The following is a 19299-nucleotide window of genomic DNA, read 5'->3' on the forward strand; positions in this document are numbered from 1 at the left end:
TGGCTGGGTGTGGCGGGCTGTTGAGAGCCAGCACTACCCCGCCACGCGGAGACTCGTCAGAAGCCATTCCGATCAGGAGCGCCTGGAGGCCCTTCTGGAGCAGAGCAAGCCAGCTTACCCGGCGGGCACCGAACAGCTGGACTACCTGCTCAAGACCCCTTTCCGCTATCGCCCCCCCAACCCCAACGGCAGCCGTTTCCGCCGACCGTTCTCGCCTTACGGTGTGTTCTACGCGGCTGAAGCGATCCACACGGCCCTGGCGGAGTTCGCCTTCCACCGCTTCCGGTTCTTCTTCGTCTCCGAGGGCACGGAGCCTCCGGCACAGGAGGCTCAACTGACCGTCTTTTCAGCAGGCTACCGAACCTCACTGGGCCTCGACCTCACCGCCGGCAATCTGGCTACGCATCGGGCCCTATGGACCGATCCGACCGACTACTCCGCGACGCAGTCCCTCGGAGAAACAGCGGCCCAGGCCGGAATCGGGGCAGTACGCTACGAATCTGTGCGTGCCCCCGGGACAGACGACCAGGGCCGTGGCGCGGGGCGCAACGTCGGGATCCTCGACCCGGCGGTGTTCCAGCCACGGCACCACTGCTCGCCGCAGGCCTGGTATCTGTACCTGGGCGAACAGGAGGCCAACGCCCGTCGAGCATTCGCCAACCCGGACGAGCAGCTAACCTTTCCGAAGACCGTCTTCCAGATGCCCGGCCCGGCCGGATAGACGACGCGACACGCTGACCCGGAACGGACACCATAAGGACATGGCCATCGGCTCTGACGCGACCGCCGAGCGATCCTTTACAATACTCGACCAACGCGGGCTTTCGGTCAGGTGATCAAGGGTATGGAGATCAGCGAGGCACGGCTCACCCACCTCAAGGAGCTTGAGGCGGAGAGCATCCACATCATCCGCGAGGTCGCCGCGGAGTTCGACAACCCGGTGATGCTCTACTCCATCGGCAAGGACTCCTCGGTGATGCTGCGCCTGGCGCTCAAGGCGTTCTACCCGGGCAAGCCGCCCTTCCCCCTGATGCACGTGGACACCACCTGGAAGTTCCGCGAGATGATCGCCTTCCGCGACCGCATGGCGCGCGAGTCGGGCATGGAGCTGATCGTCCACATCAACCAGGAGGGCGTCGAGCAGGGCATCGGGCCGTTCAGCCACGGCTCCAAGGTGCATACCGACGTCATGAAGACCCAGTCGCTCAAGCAGGCGATGGACCGGCACCGCTTCGATGCGGCCTTCGGCGGCGCCCGCCGCGACGAGGAGAAATCCCGCGCCAAGGAGCGCGTCTACTCCTTCCGCGACCGCCACCACCGCTGGGACCCCAAGGGGCAGCGCCCGGAGCTCTGGCAGCTCTACAACGGCCGCGTCCACAAGGGCGAGAGCATGCGCATCTTCCCCCTGTCCAACTGGACGGAGCTGGATATCTGGCAGTACATCTATCTGGAGGACATCCCCATCGTCCCCCTCTACTACGCCGCCGAGCGCCCGGTGGTCGAGCGCGACGGCACCCTGATCATGGTCGACGACGAGCGCATGCCGCTGGAAGAAGGCGAGCAGCCGCGCTACGAGAAGGTCCGCTTCCGCACCCTCGGCTGCTACCCGCTCACCGGCGCGATCCGCTCCGAGGCCGATACCCTGCCGGAGATCATCCAGGAGATGCTGCTCACCCGCACCTCCGAGCGGCAGGGGCGGGTCATCGACCACGACTCGGCGGGGTCGATGGAAGAGAAAAAACGCCAGGGGTATTTCTGATCATGTCCCACGCCTCCGATCTGATCGCCACCGACATCGAAGCCTATCTCAAGCAGCACGAGCACAAGGATCTGCTGCGTTTTATCACCTGCGGCTCGGTGGACGACGGCAAGAGCACCTTCATCGGGCGGCTGCTCCACGACTCGGCGCTGGTCTACGAGGACCAGCTGGCCGCGGTACGCCAGGACTCGAGTCGCTACGGCACCACCGGCGACGACGTGGACCTGGCGCTGCTCGTCGATGGCCTGCAATCCGAGCGCGAGCAGGGCATCACCATCGACGTCGCCTACCGCTACTTCTCCACCGACAAGCGCAAGTTCATCATCGCCGACACCCCGGGCCACGAGCAGTACACCCGCAACATGGCCACCGGTGCCTCGACGGCGCAGCTGGCGGTGATCCTGGTCGACGCCCGCCACGGGGTGCAGGTGCAGACCCGCCGGCACAGCTACATCTGCGCGCTGCTGGGCATCCGCCATGTCGTGCTGGCCATCAACAAGATGGATCTGGTCGACTGGGATCAGGGCGCGTTCGAGCGCATCCGTGACGAGTACACGGCCTTCGCGCGCCGGCTCGGCATCCCCGACGTGCGCTGCGTGCCGCTGTCTGCGCTTAAGGGCGACAACGTCGTCCACCGCAGCGAGCAGATGCCGTGGTACGACGGCCCGACGCTAATGGAATTTCTGGAGACGATCGAGGCCAAGGCCGACCGTAACCTGCGTGATCTGCGCCTGCCGGTGCAGACCGTGATCCGCCCCTCCCACGACTTCCGCGGCTTCGCCGGCACCCTGGCCGCCGGCACGGTCCGCCCCGGTGATGAGGTCGTCGCCCTACCCTCCGGGCTGCGCAGCCGCGTGGAGCGCGTGGTCACCTACGACGGCGACCTAGACGTGGCCTTCCCGCCGCAGTCGGTGACCGTCACGCTGGCCGACGAGATCGATATCTCCCGCGGCGACGTCCTCGCCAGCCCACGGCGACCGGCGACGGTGGACGACACCCTGGATGCGCGCATCGTGTGGATGGCCGAACAACCCCTGCTGCCCGGACGCCAGTACGACATCAAGCTGGGCACGGCCACCGTCCCGGCGGTGGTCGAGCGCATCCACCACCGCATCGACGTCAACACCCTCGAGCACCACCAGGCGGAGGAACTCGGGCTCAACGAGATCGGCCTGTGCCGCGTCCAGCTCTCGGCGCGGGTGCCGTTCGACCCCTATGAAGAGATCGCCAACACCGGTGCGTTCATCGTCATCGACCGGATGAGCCTGCACACCGTCGGCGCCGGCATGGTCACCCGCGCCGCCACCGAGGCCGCCGGCGCCGAGACCGACGTGCCGCGCCGCCAGCTGGCGCTGAGCAAGGCCCAGCGCGCCGGGCAGAAGGGCCAGCGGCCGTGCATCGTCTGGCTCACCGGCCTGTCCGGCTCGGGCAAGTCGAGCCTGGCCAACGCCCTGGAGCAGGCACTGTTTCGCCGCGGCTACCACAGCTACCTGATCGACGCCGGCAACGTCCGCCACGGCCTGAGCCACGACCTGGACTTCAGCCGGGACGCCCGGGCCGAGAACATCCGCCGCATCGCCGAGACGGCCACCATGTTCGTCGACGCCGGGCTGATCACCGTCTGCGCCAGCCTCTCGCCCTACCGCGACGACCGCGCCATGGTCCGCGAGCGGGTGGAGCCCGGCGAGTTCATCGAGGTGTACGTGGACGCCCCCATCGAGGCGTGCCGCGCTGCGGACCTGGACGGCCTCTACACCCGCGCCGACGCCGGCGAGATCCAGGGGCTGCCAGGCGTGGACATCCCCTACGAGGCGCCGGAGCAGCCCGAGGTCCACGTCGATACGGTGGCGGAGGATCTGGAGACCTCGGTTCGCCGGATCCTTGCCGCCCTGGAGGAGCGCGGGGTGCTGCGCTAGCCCGCCCCGCGCCTACCTACCCTTTGAGCACGCCGAGCGGACGCAGCCGGGCCACCCGGCGGCCGATGCCGGCGTGGGCGACCACGTCCACCACGTCGGCCACGTCCTTGTAGGCCTCGGCCAGCTCCTCGGCCACCGTATCCCGCGACGAGGCGCGCACCTCGATGCCGGCGGCGGCCAGCTCGGCATCCAGGTCCCGCCCCTTGGCCGCCCGCTTGGCCTGACGGCGGCTTAGCCGGCGCCCGGCGCCGTGGGCGCAGGAGCCGAAGGTCTCGGCGTAGGCGCCCTGGGTACCGAGCAGGACGTAGGAGTAGCGGGTCATGTCGCCGGGCAACAGCACCGGCTGCCCCAGCCCGCGCAGGTCCTCGGGCAGCTCCGGATGCCCCGGCGGGAAGGCGCGGGTGGCCCCCTTGCGGTGGACGCACAGCTCGCGCTCCTCGCCGTCGATCCGATGGCGCTCGAACTTGGCGATGTTGTGCGAGACGTCGTAGACCAGCTCCAGGTGTGCGGTCTCGCCGAGGACCTCGGCGAAGACCTGGCGCACTCGCTGGGTCATGGCCTGGCGGTTGACGTAGGCGAAGTTGGCGGCGGCCTGCATGGCCCCCAGGTAATCCCGGGCGGCGGAGCAGCTCAGCGGCGCACAGGCCAGCTGTCGGTCGGGCAGCTCGATGCTGTTGCGCCCGGTGATCCGCTCCATGGTCACCAGGAAGTCATCACAGACCTGGTGGCCGAGCCCGCGCGAGCCAGAGTGGATGAGCACGGTCAGCGTCCCCGCCTCCAGCCCCAGGCGCCGGGCAGCGGGCTCGTCGTAGACGGCGTCAACGCAGCCGATCTCGATGAAGTGGTTGCCGGAACCGACGGTGCCCACCTGATCCCGGCCGCGCTGGATGGCCCGATCGCTGACCGCCTCGGGGTCCGCACCGGGCAGCCGGCCACCGTCCTCGATCCGCCCCAGATCCGCGGGCTCGCCCAGCCCCACCTCGACGGCCCACTCCGCCCCCTCGCGCAGCAGCCGGCGCATGTCCCGGTTGCGCAGCAGGGTATCGCTGTACCCCCGCCCCACGCCGGCCGGAATGCGCTCGAAGAGCCGATCCATCAGGCGCGGCAAGTGGGTGCCGAGCTCCTCGGCACGCAGGGGCGTGCGCAACAACCGGATCCCACAGTTGATGTCGTAGCCCACACCTCCGGGCGAGATCACGCCCCCCTGTGCCGGATCGAAGGCCGCCACGCCGCCGATGGGAAAACCGAACCCCCAGTGGATATCCGGCATGCCGATGGAACGACCCACCACCCCGGGCAGGCAGGCCACGTTGGCCACCTGGCGGACGGCCTCGGTGTCGCGGATATCCTCGATCAGGGCGTCGCTGGCGAAGATCAGCCCGTCGACCTGCATGCGCCCCTGCCGCGGCAGCCGCCAGCGGCACCCGTTGAGCCGTTCCAGCACCAGGCCATCGGTAGCCTCGATGTGTTTCGCCATGCCCGCCTCCTCAACGGTTGCTGCCGTGCCCCGTGATCCCGGGCCGATCCCAGCCCCCAAGGTCGCATGCCCGGCCAGCCTCGTCCTCCCCCCTCCGCAAGGTTAGACCCTCGGGCGCGCACCATGGCGGTGCATTCGCCCCGGGGTGGTGCCCCCGCATCGGGCGCGCGGACCGGGCTGACCGGGACGACCCGGCTGCCTCGGCCCGTAACTGACTGTTTCCCCATGCCTCGCCGACCTGGCCCGCGTCTTGCTTGTGGTACAGGCAGCGGCAGTATCGACCGCGAAGGGCTACGGCTCGGAGGATCCGGCCCGACGCGTCACCGCAGACAATCTGGCCAAAAGGGCGACTAGGGTTCCGTCCGCACATCCGCGGGGCCTGGTCCGAGAGTCGCCGACCTCTCTCAGGGGGGTTACACGGAGGGACAAAAGCCCGGGAGATCGCGATCGATGCTCCCGCTTTGTACCCAACGGCAACCCCGAGGGAGAGATCCCATGAGCCGCAACCAGCACCCCCTGCGCCAACGACTCACCCACCTGTGTGCCGCCGCGGCCCTGTTTAGCACCGCCGCACTGCCCCTGGCCGCCTCGGCGGATGAACGCGACTCCTTCCGCATCGCCTGGAGCATCTACGTCGGCTGGATGCCCTGGGACTTCGGCGAGGCCGAGGGCATCGTCGACAAGTGGGCGGACAAGTACGACATCGAGATCGATGTGGTCCAGATCAACGACTACATCGAGTCGATCAACCTCTACACCGCCGGTTCCTTCGACGGCGTGACCCTGACCAACATGGACGCCCTGACCATCCCGGCGGCCAGCGGTGTCGACACCACCGCGCTGATCGCCGGCGACTTCTCCGACGGCAACGACGGCCTGGTACTGAAAGGGACCGACGACCTGGCCGACGTCGAAGGGCAGCGCATCCACCTGGTGGAGCTGTCCGTCTCCCACTACCTGCTGGCCCGTGCCCTGGACTCGGTGGGGCTGAGCGAGCGGGACGTGCAGGTGGTCAACACCGCCGACGCCGACATCGTCGGTGCCTTCCGCTCGGACGACGTCCGCGCCGCCGTGGCGTGGAACCCGCAACTGGGGGAGATCCGCAACCACGAGGACGCCCACGTGGTGTTCGACTCCTCGGACATCCCCGGCGAGATCATCGACCTGCTCGGCGTGCGCACCGAGGTGCTGGAAGAGCACCCGGAGCTCGGCAAGGCACTGACCGGGGCCTGGTACGAGATCATGGACGTCATGTCCGGCGACGATGCCGCCGGTGAGGCTGCCCGCACCGCCATGGCCGAGGCGGCCGGCACCGATCTGGCCGGCTACGAGGCGCAGCTCGCCTCCACCACCTTCTTCTACGACCCCGCCGAGGCGGTGGACTTCGTCACCAGCGAACAGCCCGCCGAGACCATGGAGAACGTCCGCCAGTTCGCCTACAAGCACGGGCTGCTCGGCGAGCGTGCCCCCAGCCCCGACTTCGTCGGGATCGAGCTGGCCGACGGCTCCACCCTGGGCGATGAGGCCAACGTCCAGTTGCGCTTCACCGACCGCTTCATGCGCAAGGCCGCTGAAGGCGAGCTGTAACGCCCCGCCCGGGGCGGATCAGCCCGCCCCGGGCCCCATCGGCAGCAGGAGCGTCATCCATGAAACGCCTGATCAACCGCCACCCGGGCCGGGTGGGAGGGGTCGCCTTGGCGATGCTCCCCTTCGTCCTCGCCCTAGTCGCCTACACCATCGCATCGTCCCAGCGCCTGGCCGAGAACCCCAACGACCCGGTGCTGCCGTCGCTGATCACCCTGACCGAGTCCTTCCTGCGCCTGGCCACAGAGCAGAGCCGGCGCACCGGCGAGGTGCTGCTGTGGCTGGACACCGGCGCCAGCCTGACCCGGCTCGGGCTCGGCGTGGCCCTGGCGGCCGCCGCCGGCCTGCTGGTCGGCATCCTCAACGGCTCGCTGCCCTACGCCCGGCGCACCTTCTCCCCCTTCGTCACCGCCGTGGCCATGATCCCACCGCTGGCGGTCCTGCCCATCCTGTTCATCGCCTTCGGCGTCGGCGAGCTGGCCAAGGTGATGCTGATCGTCTTCGGCATCGCGCCGTTCATCATGCGCGACCTCCAGCAGCGGGTCGAAGAGCTGCCCCGCGAGCAGCTGATCAAGGCGCAGACCCTGGGCGCCTCCACCTGGCAGATCGTGCTGCGGGTGGTCCTGCCGCAGACCCTGCCGCGGCTGATCGACGCCACACGGCTGAGCCTCGGCGCCGCGTGGCTCTTTCTCATCGCCTCGGAGGCGATCGCCGCCACCGAGGGGCTCGGCTACCGGATCTTCCTGGTCCGGCGCTACCTGGACATGGAGACGATCCTCCCCTACGTGGCGTGGATCACCCTGCTCGCCTTCCTCATCGATCTGACCCTGCGCGGCGTCAATCGCTGGCTCTTCCCCTGGTATGCCGGAAGGAGCGCCCGCTCATGAGTGCCACCATCCGCCTGGAGAACGTCTGGAAGTCCTACGGCCAAGACGTCGTCCTGGAGAACCTCTCGCTGGAGGTCGCCGCCGGCTCCTTCGTCACCCTGGTGGGGGCCTCGGGCTGCGGCAAGACCACCTTCCTCAAGATGCTCCTCGGCGAGGAGGCGCCGAGCCGCGGCCGCCTGCTCATGGACGAGGCCCCACTGCCCGGCGAGCCCGGTCCGGACCGCGGGGTAGTCTTCCAGCGCTACTCGGTCTTCCCGCACCTGACCGCCGTGCAGAACGTGCTCCTCGGCCTGGAGCTGGCCGGCGCCCCGTGGCTGGGGCGGCTCTTCGGTGCCGCACGGCGCAACGCCCGGGCCGAGGCGGTGGCCGCGCTCGAGTCGGTGGGCCTGGAGCAGGCCCTGGACAAGTACCCGCCGGAACTCTCCGGGGGCATGCAGCAGCGGCTGGCCATCGCCCAGACCCTGATCAAGAACCCCCGGGTGCTGCTCCTCGACGAGCCCTTTGGCGCCCTCGACCCGGGCATCCGGCAGGACATGCACGCCCTGGTGCAAAGCCTGTGGCAGCGCACCGGGGTCACCGTCTTCATGGTCACCCACGACCTGCAGGAGGGCTTCACCCTCGGCAGCCGGCTGCTCGTCTTCGACAAGGTCCGCCACGACCCCCACGCCCCCGAGGCCTACGGGGCCCAGATCACCTACGACATCCCCCTCGACCGCAACGCGGAGGATTCCCCATGAGCACCCCCTCGCTGCCCCCGGAGCGCATCGTCTACCAGGAGCATGTGCCGGGCGCCCGCTACGCCTCGCTGATCCTCCGGCGCGGCTTCGCCCTGCGCCTGACCGACGCCCACGGCACCGCCAACGCCGCGGTGCTGCTCTACAACCCGCACAACCTGCTCGAGCGCTACAACGCCCCGGACACCCTCAAGGGGCAGCACACCGCGCGGCTGACCGCCGGCCACATGCTCTACTCGGACATGGGCCGGGTGATGCTCTCGATCACCGCCGACAGCCTCGACTGGCACGACCCGATCGGCGGCATCAGCGACGCCGACGCGGTGCGCGGCACCTACGGCCAGGCCCGCTACCAGGAGCGGCTCAACGACTTCCACCGCAGCGGCCGCGAGCTCTTTCTCATCGAGCTGGCCAAATGGGGGCTGGGGCGCGCCGATCTGCTCCCCAACGTGAACTTCTTCAGCAAGGTCCAGGCGGATGAGGCGGGCAACCTGCGCTACCGCCCCGGACACAGCCACGCCGGCGCCTGCGTGGACCTGCGCGCGGAGATGGACACCCTGATCATCCTGCAGACCGCCCCCCACCCCATGGCCCCGGGCCCGGACTACGCCCCCGGCGCGGTGGATCTGACCGTCTATCGGGCGGAGCCGGTGGCGGCGGAGGATCCGTGCCTGGTCAGCCACCCCGAGAACGCCCGCGCCTACGCCAACACCGCCGCCTACCACAGCCAGGAGTAAGCGCCATGACCGGCATGAACCTCGTCGAGAGCCCCCTCGATCCCTGCGACGCCCTCTCCCGCGTCACCGTCCCCGCCGGCGAGCCGTGGCTGGGGGAGCTGCGCCGCGGACAGACCCTGCGCATCGTCGACCTGGAGGGCAACCAGGCCGCCGACACCCTCTTCTACAACCTCGACAACCCGCGCGGGGAGCGCTACAGCGCCGTGGACACCGTCCGCGAGCAGGGCAATGCCTACCTGAGCACCGGCAGCTGCCTGCGCTCCACCGCCGGGCGGCCGATGCTGACCATCACCGCCGACACCTGCGGACGCCACGACACCCTGGGCGGGGCCTGCGCGGCGGAGTCGAACCAGGTGCGCTACGCCCTGGACAAGAAACCGATGCACAACTGCCGGGACAACTTCCTCATCGCCCTGGCCGAGAGCGACTACGGCCTGGGCAAGCGGGATATCGGCCCGAACATCAACTTCTTCATGAACGTCCCGCTGACCCCCGAGGGCGGCCTGAGCTTCCAGGACGGCCTCTCCGGGCCGGGCAAGTACGTCGAGATGCGCGCCGAGATGGACGTCCTCGTCCTGCTCTCCAACTGCCCGCAGCTCAACAACCCGTGCAGCGACTACAACCCCACCCCCCTCGAGATGATCGTCTGGAAGTGACCGCCATGTTCAGCAAGGTCCTGATCGCCAACCGCGGCGCCATCGCCTGCCGGATCCTGCGTACCCTGCGCCGGCTGGGCATCGCCTCGGTGGCCGTCCACTCCGAGGCCGACCGCCACTCCCTGCACGTGCGCCAGGCCGACGAGGCCATGTGCATCGGCCCGGCGAGTGCCGCCGAGTCGTACCTCAACCACGAGGCCATCCTCGCCGCCGCGCGGCAGACCGGCGCCGAGGCCATCCACCCGGGCTACGGCTTCCTGTCGGAGAACGACGCCTTCGCCGAGGCGTGCGAGGCAGCGGGGATCGCCTTCATCGGCCCGACGCCGCAGCAGATGCGCGACTTCGGCCTCAAGCACACCGCCCGCGCCCTGGCCGAGGCCAGCGACGTACCGATGCTGCCCGGCACCGGGCTGCTGGGCAGTGTGACCGAGGCAGTGGCCGAGGCCGAGCGGATCGGCTACCCGGTGATGCTCAAAAGCACCGCCGGCGGCGGCGGGATCGGCATGCAGCTCTGCCACGACGCGGCCGCGCTGCAAGAGGCCTACGACTCGGTGCGCCGCCTGTCGGCGAACAACTTCTCCAACGACGGCCTTTTTCTGGAGAAGTACGTCGAGCACGGCCGCCATATCGAGGTGCAGCTCTTCGGCGACGGGCAGGGCACCGTCATCGCCCTGGGCGAGCGCGACTGCTCACTGCAGCGGCGCAACCAGAAGGTGGTCGAGGAGACCCCCGCCCCGGGCCTGGATGCGGATATCCGCCAGGCCCTGCTCGACGCCGCCGAGCGGCTGGGCCGCCAGGTCGCCTACCGCAGTGCCGGGACCGTGGAGTACATCCTCGACGCCGACACCGGCGCCTTCTACTTCCTGGAGATGAACACCCGGCTGCAGGTCGAGCACGGCGTCACCGAGGCGGTCACCGGCATCGACCTGGTGGCGTGGATGCTCGAGGCCGCCGCCGGCACCCTGACCGACCTCGCCGCCCGCCGCCCCGCGCCCCGCGGCCACGCCATCCAGGCGCGGGTCTACGCCGAGGACCCCGGCAAGGGCTTCCAGCCGTGCACCGGACTGCTGACCGAGGTCCGCTTCCCGGAGACGGCCCGCATCGAGACCTGGGTCGAGGGCGGCAGTACGATCACCCCGCACTACGACCCGATGATCGCCAAGCTCATCGTCCACGGCACCGACCGGGCCGACGCCCTGACGCGCCTGCGCAAGGCCCTGGCCGAGACCGCCCTGCACGGCGTCGAGACCAACCTGCCCTACCTGCGCGCCATCGCCGCCGACGCCACCTTCGCCGCCGGACGGGCCACCACCCGCTACCTGGACACCTTCGCCTACCAGCCGGCGAGCATCGACGTCCTCCAGCCGGGCACCCAGACCACGGTGCAGGACTGGCCCGGGCGCGTGGGCTACTGGGAGGTCGGCGTCCCGCCCTCGGGCCCCATGGACGCGCTGGCCTTCCGCCTGGGCAATCGGATCGTCGGCAACGCCGAGCAGGCCGCCGGGCTGGAGATGACCGCCAGCGGGGCCGACCTGCGCTTCCACACCGAGGCCACCATCGCCCTGACCGGCGCAGCCATGGCCGCCGAGCTCGACGGCGCCCCGGTGCCGTTCTGGCAGGCGGTGAGCGTCCCGGCCGGAGCGCGGCTGCGCCTGGGCACCGCCGAGGGCCCCGGGGTGCGTACCTATCTGCTCGTGCGCGGCGGCATCGACGTCCCCCGCCACCTGGGCAGCCGCGCCACCTTCACCCTGGGGCGCATGGGCGGCCACGGCGGCCGCGCCCTGCAGACCGGCGATGTGCTGCACCTCGGCCCGGCGCCGGAGCACCCGCCGACCCCTCTGCCCGCCGAGGCCATCCCCGCCCACGCCACCGAGTGGACCGTGCGCGCGGTCTACGGCCCCCACGGCGCGCCGGATTTCTTCACCGAGGCGGACATCGAGCGCTTCTTCACCACCGCCTGGCAGGTCCACTACAACTCCAGCCGCACCGGCGTGCGCCTGATCGGACCCAAGCCCGAGTGGGCGCGAGCGGACGGCGGCGAGGCCGGCCTGCACCCGTCGAACATCCACGACAACGCCTACGCCATCGGCACGGTGGATTTCACCGGCGACATGCCGGTGATCCTCGGCCCCGACGGGCCGAGCCTGGGCGGTTTCGTCTGCCCGGCGACCATCGTCAGCGCCGACCTTTGGAAGGTGGGGCAGCTGCGCCCCGGCGACCGGGTCCGCTTCCAGGCCGTCGACGCCGCCACCGGGCAGCACCTGGCCGAGGCGCAGGAAGCGGCCATCGCCGCCGGCCAGCCGGCCGACCCGCCCCTGCCCGCCACCAACCCGGGTCGGGTCGATCCGGCCCGCGCCCCGGCGAACGCGGGGACGACCCCGGTCTCGGTGACCTACCGCAGCGCCGGCGAGCGCTACCTGCTGGTGGAGTACGGCCCCATCGTGCTCGATTTGAACCTGCGCTTTCGCGTCCAGGCCCTGCTCGAGTGGCTGACCGAGCAGGCCATCCCGGGGATCCTCGAACTCACCCCCGGCGTGCGCAGCCTGCAGATCCACTACGAGCCCCGGCGCCTGCCCCAGGAGCGGCTGGTGGCGATCCTCGAGCAGGCCGAGGGCGAGCTGCGCGATCTCTCCGAGGCCGAGATGCCCTCGCGCATCGTCCACCTCCCGCTGGCCTGGGACGACTCCCAGACCCGCCTGGCCACGGAGAAGTACATGCAGTCGGTGCGCGCCGACGCCCCCTGGTGCCCGGACAACATCGAGTTCATCCGGCGCATCAACGGCCTGCCCGACGAGGCCGCGGTCAAGCGGACGGTCTTCGACGCCTCCTACCTGGTCATGGGCCTGGGCGACGTCTACCTCTCCGCGCCCCTGGCCACACCGGTGGACCCGCGCCACCGACTGGTGACCACCAAGTACAACCCGGCGCGGACCTGGACGCCGGAGAACGCGGTGGGCATCGGCGGCTCGTACCTGTGCATCTACGGCATGGAGGGGCCCGGCGGCTACCAGTTCGTGGGCCGGACGCTGCAGATCTGGAACCGCTACCACGTCACCCCGGCCTTCGAGAAGCCGTGGCTGCTGCGCTTCTTCGACCAGATCCGCTTCTATGAGGTGAGCGAGGCAGAACTGCTGGAGATGCGTGACGCCTTCCCCCGCGGCGGCCTGGCGCTGGAGATCGAGGAGACCACCTTCTCGCTGCAGCGCTACAACCGCTTTCTCACCGAGCACCAGACCTCCATCGAGGCGTTCAAGACCCGCCAGCAGGAGGCCTTCGAGGCCGAGCGCCAGCGCTGGATCGCCAACGGCCAGGCGGATTACGACGCCGAGAGCGAACCGCCGCCGCCCGCCACCGAGGGCGTCGAACTCGCCGCCGACGAGCAGGCCGTCAACGGCCACGTCCACGCCAACCTGTGGTCGCTGCAGGTGCGCGAGGGCGACCGCGTGGAGGCCGGCCAGACCCTGCTGGTGCTCGAATCGATGAAGATGGAGATCCCCATCTGCGCGGAACAGGACGGCACGGTCCGCCGCCTGCTGTGCAACGAAGGGGCCCAAGTGGCCCCGGGGCAGACCCTCCTGACCCTGAGCAGCGACGGGAGCACGCCATGACCCCGCTGACCGTAACCGAACGGCTGGCCGCCTACCGGGACGGCACCCTGGATCCGCGCAGCGAACTGCACCGGGCCCGGGCCGCCGCCCTGGCCGACACCCACCACACCTGGATCCACGTGCTGGACGAGGCGCAGCTGGCCCCCTACCTGGACCGCCTGGAGGGGCTCGACCCGGCGTCGCTGCCGCTCTACGGCATCCCCTTCGCCATCAAGGACAACATCGACCTGGCCGGCGTCCCGACCACCGCCGGCTGCCCGGACTACGCCTACACCCCGGCGGAGTCCGCCTTCGTCGTCCAGCGGCTGATCGACGCCGGGGCGGTGCCCCTGGGCAAGACCAACCTGGATCAGTTCGCCACCGGCCTGGTGGGCACGCGCTCGCCCTACGGCGCCTGCCCCAACGCCTTTCACCGGGACTACGTCGCCGGCGGCTCCAGCTCCGGCTCGGCGCTGGCCGTCGCCCTCGGCCAGGTCCCCTTCGCCCTGGGCACGGACACCGCCGGCTCGGGCCGGGTGCCGGCGGCGTTCAACAACCTCATCGGCCTCAAGCCCACCTGCGGGCGGCTGAGCACCCGCGGCGTGGTCCCGGCGTGTCGCAGCCTCGATGCGGCCTCGATCTTTGCCGGCACCGCCGCCGACGCGGGGCGGATCCTCGCCGTGGCTGGCGCCTACGACGACGCCGACCCCTACGCCCGCGCGGATCAGCCGCCGACCCTGGGGCCAGGGCGGATCCCGGCCCACGGCTTCCGCTTCGCCGTACCCCCGGCCGAGCAGCGCGCCTTCTTCGGCAACGCGCACACGCCGGCGCTCTTCGAACGGGCCGTTGCGCGCCTGCAGGCGCTCGGCGGCGTGCCGGTGGAGCTGGACTTCAGCCCCTTCCTCGAGGCCGCGCGGCTGCTCTACGAGGGCCCCTGGGTGGCCGAGCGCTACGCCGCCATCCGCGCCTTCATCGACCGCCAGCCGGAGAGCCTGCTGGCGGTCACCCGCACGATCATCGGCGCCGGCAGCGAACCCCGGGCCGCCGACGCCTTCGCCGCGGCCTACCGCCTGCAGGCCCTGCGCCGCCAGGCGCAAGCGGCCTGGCAGCAGGTGGATCTGGCCATCACCCCCACCGCCGGCACCCTCCCCAGCCAGACAGCGGTGGCCGCCGAGCCCGTGGCCCGCAACAGCGAGCTGGGCTACTACACCAACTTCATGAACCTGCTCGACTGCAGCGCCGTGGCCGTACCCGCCGGATTCCAGGACGAGGGCCTGCCCTTCGGGGTCACGCTCTTCGCCCCGGCGTTCTACGACACCGACCTGCTCGCCCTGGCGGCACAGCTCCATCAGAGCGGTGTCGACACCGTGGGCGCCACCGGCCGGCCGCTGCCGCCGAGCGAGCCGCCGCCCCCCGACCCGGGGCACGCCGTGGAGCTGGCCGTCTGCGGCGCGCACCTCAGCGGCCTGGCGCTCAATCACCAGCTCACCGAGCGCCGCGGCCGCCTGCTGGCCACCATGCAGACGGCGCCCCGCTACCGGCTCTACGCCCTGCCCGGCGAGGCGCCGCAGCGCCCCGGACTGATCCGCGACCGGCGGGAGGGCGGCGCCGTCGAGGTGGAGGTGTGGAGCCTGCCGGCCCAGGAAGTGGGCCCCTTCATCGCCGGCGTCCCCGCGCCGCTGGGCATCGGCCGGGTGGAACTGGCCGACGGGCGCTGGATCCCGGGCTTTCTGTGTGAGGCCGCCGGACTCGAGGGCGCCGAGGAGATCACCCACCTGGGCGGGTGGCGTCGCTACGTGGGCGGCTGAGGCGGTGGTACCATGCCGGCGTTCAACCACCCGCAGACGCCGAAGGGCCTGCCGTGCGAGTCCTGTATCTGTTCGACACCACCGACCGCGCCGAGAGCGAGAGCGTCATCGAGATGGCCAGCCACGGCGTGGTGCCGACCATCGTCTGCCAGCCCGATGCGCCCATGCGCAGCCGCTTCGAGGCGGCCGGGCTGGAGGTCATCCCGGTGCGCATGCGCAGCAAGGTCGACCGGGCGGCCATCGCCACGCTGCGCCGCCTGCGTCGGGAGCGCACCTTTGACCTGGTGCACGCCTACTACAAGATCGCCCTGACCAACTACAACCTGGCGGCCATCGGCCTGCCGCGGCTGCCGGTGGTGGCCTACCGGGGGATCATCGGCAACCTCAGCTACTGGGATCCGTTCTCCTGGCTCTCGTTCCTCGACCCGCGCATCGAGCGCATCGTCTGCGTCTGCGAGGCGATCCGCCAGTACTTCCTGGATAAGCCCTTCCTGCCCGGGACCCGGCTCTTTCGCCCGGAGCGGGTGGTGACCATCCACAAGGGCCACCGCCCGGCCTGGTATCAGCAGCCCGACGCCCAGCTGCCGGCCGATCTCACCATCCCCGAGGGCGCGCCGGTGATCGGCTGCGTGGCGCGGATGAAAAAACGCAAGGGCATCGTCGAGCTGATCCGCGCCTTCGAGCAGATCCCCGCCGAACAGAACGCCCACCTGGTGCTGATCGGGCCCATCGAGTACCCGGCCATCGAGCGGGCGGCGGCGGCCAGCCCGGCGGCGGAGCGGATCCGCATCACCGGCTTCCGGGCCGACGCGCCGAAGATCGCCGGCGCCTTCGACATCGCCACCCTGCCCTCGTTACGCCGCGAGGGGCTGCCGCGGGCGATCATCGAGGCCATGGCGCAGGGGATTCCGGCGGTGGTCTCGGACTCCGGCGGGAATCCGGAGCTGGTGGAGGACGGCATCAGCGGCCGGGTGACACCGGCAGGCGACGTGGCCGCCCTGGGCGAGGCCCTGCACGACCTAGTCGCCGATCCCGACCTGCGCGCGCGGATGGGCGCGGCGGCCCACGAGCGCATCGCCACGCGGTTCACCGTCGAGCGCACCGCCCGCGAGACCCTGGCCCTCTACGCCGACGTACTCGGCGCACTGAGCCCGGCGCACTGAGCCCGGCGGGCAGGCGCCGGGGCCGCTGCGCCCCGACGCCGCCCTGTGTACGGTCCTCAGCGGCTCCCGCCGCCCTCCGGGGCGTCGATCATCTCGTCGTGCTCCTCGGTGGCCCAGGGCAGGGTCGCCGGCGCCGTGTCGAGGAACTGCAGATAGCTCTCGAAGTGGTCGAGGACGTCGTCGATGATCTCCTGCTCGTTGTACTCGTAGACGCTGTACGACTGCCCGCCCCGGCGCAGGTAGACCTCCGGGCGGTAATAGACCTCGTCCGGCCCCGGGGTGCGGTCCATCTCCGGGTAGGCGAAGGCCGGCCGCGGCCGCTCGGTCAGGCGCACGTCGTAGATGAAGTCCATGACCCCGTCCCGGTGGACCGTGAGGTACGCCCGCCCGTGCTCCTCGTCGAAGACCACCTCGGCGGGCCAGCCGCGCTGGTGCAGCGCCTTCTGCACGTGCTCCAGGGCCTGGATCACCGGCCCGCGGATGAAGGCCATGACGTCCTTGCGGGCGGGGAAGTCGAAGAGCTCGTAAAGGCGCTTCTTCCACAGCAGGGTGCCGTAGCGCTGCCGGCGCTGGACGTGGTTCTGCAGGCTGGTGTCGTGGTGGCTTTCGATGATCAGCGCCCGCCACAGCCCGACCGCCGCCACCAGCATGATCACGGCAAAGGGCAGCGCGCTGGTCACCGCCATGGTCTGCAGCGCCGCCAGACCGCCGGCGACCAGCAGCACCGCGGCCACCGCGCCCTCCATCACCGCCCAGAAGACCCGCTGCCAGACCGGCGTGGCCGCCCGCCCGCCGGAGGCCAACTGGTCGATGACCAGCGAGCCGGAGTCCGACGAGGTGACGAAGAAGGTCATAATCAGGATCACCGTCACGAACGAGGCCAGCGCGCTCCAGGGCAGCATGTCGTAGAGCTGGAAGAGCGCCACCGCCTCGTCGTCCTGGACCATGCCGATGAGCTGCTCGTAGCCCTCGTTCATGATCAGGTTCAGCCCGGTACCGCCGAAGATCGAGAACCACAGGAAGGTGAACAGCGTCGGCACCAGCATGACGCCGAAGACAAACTGCCGAATGGTCCGCCCGCGGCTGATCTTGGCGATGAACATGCCCACGAACGGCGCCCAGGCGATAGTCCAGCCGAAGATGAACAGCGTCCAGTTGCCGATCCACTCGCGCCGGTCGTACGCCTCCAGGTTGAAGGTGCGCTCGACGATGCCGCTGAGGTAGCTGCCCGTGTTCTGCACCAAGCTCTCGACGATGAGGATCGACGGGCCGACCAGAAAGACGAAGAGCATCAGCGAGGCGGCGAGGATCATGTTGACGATCGACAGCCGCTTGATGCCCTTGTCCAGCCCGGCCACCACCGAGATGGTGGCCAGTGCGGTGATCACCGCGATGACGATGACCTGGACCGTGGTGCTGGTGGGGATCGACGGCCAGAGGTAGTTCAGGCCGGCATTGATCTGCGCCACCGACAGGCCCAGCGTGGTGGCGATGCCGAACAGCGTGCCGAGGATGGCGAAGACATCCACCGTATGGCCGATGGGGCCGTGGATGCGCTCGCCGATCAGCGGATAGAGCGCCGAGCGGATCGACAGCGGCAGGCCGTGGCGGAACGAGAAGTACGCCAGCACCAGGCCCACCAGGCCGTAGATGGCCCAGATGTGAAAGCCCCAGTGGAAGAAGGCGATCTGCATCGCCTGCTGCGCCGCCTCTACCGTCTCGGCATCCCCCCGGGGCGGATCGGCGTAGTGGAGCACCGGCTCGGCGACCCCGAAGAAGAGCAGCACAATCCCGTAGCCCGCCGAGAAGAGCATGGCGAACCAGGCCGGGAAGCTGTACTGCGGCGCCCCGTGCTCGGGGCCGAGCTTGATGTTGCCCCACCGGGTGAAGGCGATGCTGATCAGAAAGACCAGGAACGCCCCCACCGCCAGCATGTAGAACCAGCCGAAGGTCTCGGTGATGAAGGCGAGCAGCTTCTCGAAGAACGCCCCCGCCAGATCCGGACTGCTGATGGCGCCGACAATCAGCAGCAGGGCGACGGCGATGGCGGGGAAGAAGACCGGGGCGAGGATGGCGGTGCGGAAGGCGCGCTTGCGATCGGTCATGGGCCCTTCTCGTGGTAGCCGAAGACGCCGGTCCGACACGGGCCCATGCGCTGCTCGGGCGCGGCGGCCAGACAGGCTTCTTTTGAAGGTTAGGCCGGTTGGTGGGGGCGCACAACGGGGCGGTAAGGCGTACGCAGGCCTGGGTCGCCCACCGAGCGGCTTAGAAGTTCGCCCGACCGCCGACCGTCAGGGTCTCCATGGTGTCCAGCGCGCCGTAGTCGGTATTGTCGTACTCGACGAACAGGGCCGCGTCGCGGCTCACATGGAACAGCGCATTGACCGTGGTACCGCTGGCGTCATCCAGAAGCGTATCCCCCTCGTCCCCGGTGAACAGGGACCGCGCCTCAAGCCCGACCTCCAGGCGGTTCAGCCGCTGTCGGAAACCGATCCGTGCCCCAAGCTCGTACTCGCTGCTAACCCCCTGACGATCCACGTACTCCAGGGCCGGCGCGACGTAGATGTCGGCCTCCCGAGTGACCCCGTAGCGGAAACCGAGGGCGATGGCGCCGTATTCCGCGTGCGTTTCGGACCGAGAATGCCCGATACGCGCATCCTGATGGCGATAGAGACCCTCCACGAATACATGGCGGTGTAGCCAGGCGGAGGCGCGCAGATCAACACCTTCGAAGTCTTCGGAGAACCCGTAATCGGTCACCGAATAACCCACCTGGACCCAGTTGTAGTTGACCCCCGCCATCCCCGCGGCCGGCGCCAGGGCCAACACGGCGGCCATCAGGTACGAGCGGATGCTGCGAGGACGCATGAGGGGCTCCTTCTTCGCCGGGTTCGGTCAGTCAGCTTGCTAACCGGCGTATCGGCGGGCCAGCGGGAATCCTGAGGGCACGATCCGACCGGAAGTAAACCTGATCGCCTTGCTGTTAGCGGC

The 19299-nt window shown here is 70.0% G+C and carries 14 protein-coding genes and 1 riboswitch; of the genes, 11 read left to right on the top strand and 3 right to left on the bottom strand.

Annotated elements, in window-relative coordinates; translation table 11 throughout:
* Positions 1–7: 7 nt before the first annotated feature.
* The 3 genes from LRG10_RS07060 (at position 8) to cysN (ending at position 3675) form a co-directional block, all read left to right on the top strand.
* Positions 8–721, top strand: coding sequence for an RES domain-containing protein (locus tag LRG10_RS07060; protein ID WP_238635025.1), 714 nt, complete (start codon positions 8–10; stop codon positions 719–721).
* 123 nt (positions 722–844) lie between these two features.
* Entirely contained in the window at positions 845–1759 is a 915-nt protein-coding gene (gene cysD, locus LRG10_RS07065; protein WP_207190396.1) for a sulfate adenylyltransferase subunit CysD, read from the top strand.
* A gap of 2 nt (positions 1760–1761) precedes the next feature.
* Positions 1762–3675, top strand: coding sequence for a sulfate adenylyltransferase subunit CysN (gene cysN, locus LRG10_RS07070; RefSeq protein ID WP_201173448.1), 1914 nt, complete (start codon positions 1762–1764; stop codon positions 3673–3675).
* A 16-nt stretch (positions 3676–3691) separates the two neighbouring features.
* On the opposite strand, the gene LRG10_RS07075 is transcribed toward cysN, so the two are convergent.
* Entirely contained in the window at positions 3692–5152 is a 1461-nt protein-coding gene (locus LRG10_RS07075; protein WP_238635026.1) for an RtcB family protein, read from the bottom strand.
* A gap of 339 nt (positions 5153–5491) precedes the next feature.
* A riboswitch (guanidine-I (ykkC/yxkD leader) is annotated at positions 5492–5594 on the top strand.
* Positions 5595–5647: 53 nt separating this feature from the next.
* Here LRG10_RS07075 and LRG10_RS07080 point away from each other — a divergent pair.
* Genes LRG10_RS07080 through LRG10_RS07115 form a run of 8 tightly spaced genes read left to right on the top strand, consistent with a single transcriptional unit; the run spans position 5648 to position 16308 of the window.
* Complete coding sequence (locus LRG10_RS07080) at positions 5648–6739, top strand: putative urea ABC transporter substrate-binding protein (protein WP_238633411.1); 1092 nt, start codon at positions 5648–5650, stop codon at positions 6737–6739.
* Between the two features lie 59 nt (positions 6740–6798).
* Positions 6799–7623 carry an ABC transporter permease gene (locus tag LRG10_RS07085; protein WP_201173456.1) on the top strand — a complete coding sequence of 275 codons (825 nt, stop codon included), beginning with the start codon at positions 6799–6801 and terminating at the stop codon, positions 7621–7623.
* Positions 7620–8360, top strand: coding sequence for an ATP-binding cassette domain-containing protein (locus LRG10_RS07090; RefSeq protein ID WP_201173464.1), 741 nt, complete (start codon positions 7620–7622; stop codon positions 8358–8360). The genes LRG10_RS07085 and LRG10_RS07090 overlap by 4 nt, the downstream gene beginning before the upstream one ends.
* On the top strand, positions 8357–9094 hold the full coding sequence (locus LRG10_RS07095) for an urea amidolyase associated protein UAAP1 (protein WP_238635027.1): 738 nt from the start codon (positions 8357–8359) through the stop codon (positions 9092–9094). Before LRG10_RS07090 ends, LRG10_RS07095 begins: the two co-directional genes overlap by 4 nt.
* Positions 9095–9108: 14 nt before the next feature.
* On the top strand, positions 9109–9750 hold the full coding sequence (locus LRG10_RS07100) for an urea amidolyase associated protein UAAP2 (RefSeq protein ID WP_370645244.1): 642 nt from the start codon (positions 9109–9111) through the stop codon (positions 9748–9750).
* Positions 9751–9755: 5 nt separating this feature from the next.
* Positions 9756–13358 carry an urea carboxylase gene (gene uca, locus LRG10_RS07105; RefSeq protein ID WP_238635028.1) on the top strand — a complete coding sequence of 1201 codons (3603 nt, stop codon included), beginning with the start codon at positions 9756–9758 and terminating at the stop codon, positions 13356–13358.
* Positions 13355–15145 (top strand): allophanate hydrolase, encoded by a 1791-nt coding sequence (atzF, locus tag LRG10_RS07110; protein WP_238635029.1) that lies wholly within the window; start codon positions 13355–13357, stop codon positions 15143–15145. The genes uca and atzF overlap by 4 nt, the downstream gene beginning before the upstream one ends.
* A 53-nt stretch (positions 15146–15198) precedes the next feature.
* On the top strand, positions 15199–16308 hold the full coding sequence (locus LRG10_RS07115) for a glycosyltransferase family 4 protein (protein ID WP_238635030.1): 1110 nt from the start codon (positions 15199–15201) through the stop codon (positions 16306–16308).
* A 56-nt stretch (positions 16309–16364) separates the two neighbouring features.
* Here LRG10_RS07115 and LRG10_RS07120 read toward each other — a convergent pair whose 3' ends face one another.
* Together LRG10_RS07120 and LRG10_RS07125 are read right to left on the bottom strand one after the other, a co-directional pair.
* Complete coding sequence (locus tag LRG10_RS07120) at positions 16365–18413, bottom strand: BCCT family transporter (RefSeq protein ID WP_238635031.1); 2049 nt, start codon at positions 18411–18413, stop codon at positions 16365–16367.
* A 160-nt stretch (positions 18414–18573) separates the two neighbouring features.
* Positions 18574–19176 carry a hypothetical protein gene (locus tag LRG10_RS07125; RefSeq protein ID WP_238635032.1) on the bottom strand — a complete coding sequence of 201 codons (603 nt, stop codon included), beginning with the start codon at positions 19174–19176 and terminating at the stop codon, positions 18574–18576.
* Positions 19177–19299 lie beyond the last annotated feature (123 nt).

Origin of the sequence: Halorhodospira sp. 9628 (assembly GCF_022228075.1) — a bacterium.
GTDB classification, from domain to species: Bacteria; Pseudomonadota; Gammaproteobacteria; order Nitrococcales; family Halorhodospiraceae; genus Halorhodospira; species Halorhodospira halophila_A.

Coding starts and splice junctions, on each gene's coding strand:
- LRG10_RS07100 (WP_370645244.1), top strand. CDS start 9,109: ATGAACCTCGTCGAGAGCCCCCTCGATCCCTGCGACGCCCTCTCCCGC.
- atzF (WP_238635029.1), top strand. CDS start 13,355: ATGACCCCGCTGACCGTAACCGAACGGCTGGCCGCCTACCGGGACGGC.
- LRG10_RS07090 (WP_201173464.1), top strand. CDS start 7,620: ATGAGTGCCACCATCCGCCTGGAGAACGTCTGGAAGTCCTACGGCCAA.
- LRG10_RS07080 (WP_238633411.1), top strand. CDS start 5,648: ATGAGCCGCAACCAGCACCCCCTGCGCCAACGACTCACCCACCTGTGT.
- cysN (WP_201173448.1), top strand. CDS start 1,762: ATGTCCCACGCCTCCGATCTGATCGCCACCGACATCGAAGCCTATCTC.
- LRG10_RS07085 (WP_201173456.1), top strand. CDS start 6,799: ATGAAACGCCTGATCAACCGCCACCCGGGCCGGGTGGGAGGGGTCGCC.
- uca (WP_238635028.1), top strand. CDS start 9,756: ATGTTCAGCAAGGTCCTGATCGCCAACCGCGGCGCCATCGCCTGCCGG.
- LRG10_RS07125 (WP_238635032.1), bottom strand. CDS start 19,176: ATGCGTCCTCGCAGCATCCGCTCGTACCTGATGGCCGCCGTGTTGGCC.
- LRG10_RS07075 (WP_238635026.1), bottom strand. CDS start 5,152: ATGGCGAAACACATCGAGGCTACCGATGGCCTGGTGCTGGAACGGCTC.
- cysD (WP_207190396.1), top strand. CDS start 845: ATGGAGATCAGCGAGGCACGGCTCACCCACCTCAAGGAGCTTGAGGCG.
- LRG10_RS07120 (WP_238635031.1), bottom strand. CDS start 18,413: ATGACCGATCGCAAGCGCGCCTTCCGCACCGCCATCCTCGCCCCGGTC.
- LRG10_RS07095 (WP_238635027.1), top strand. CDS start 8,357: ATGAGCACCCCCTCGCTGCCCCCGGAGCGCATCGTCTACCAGGAGCAT.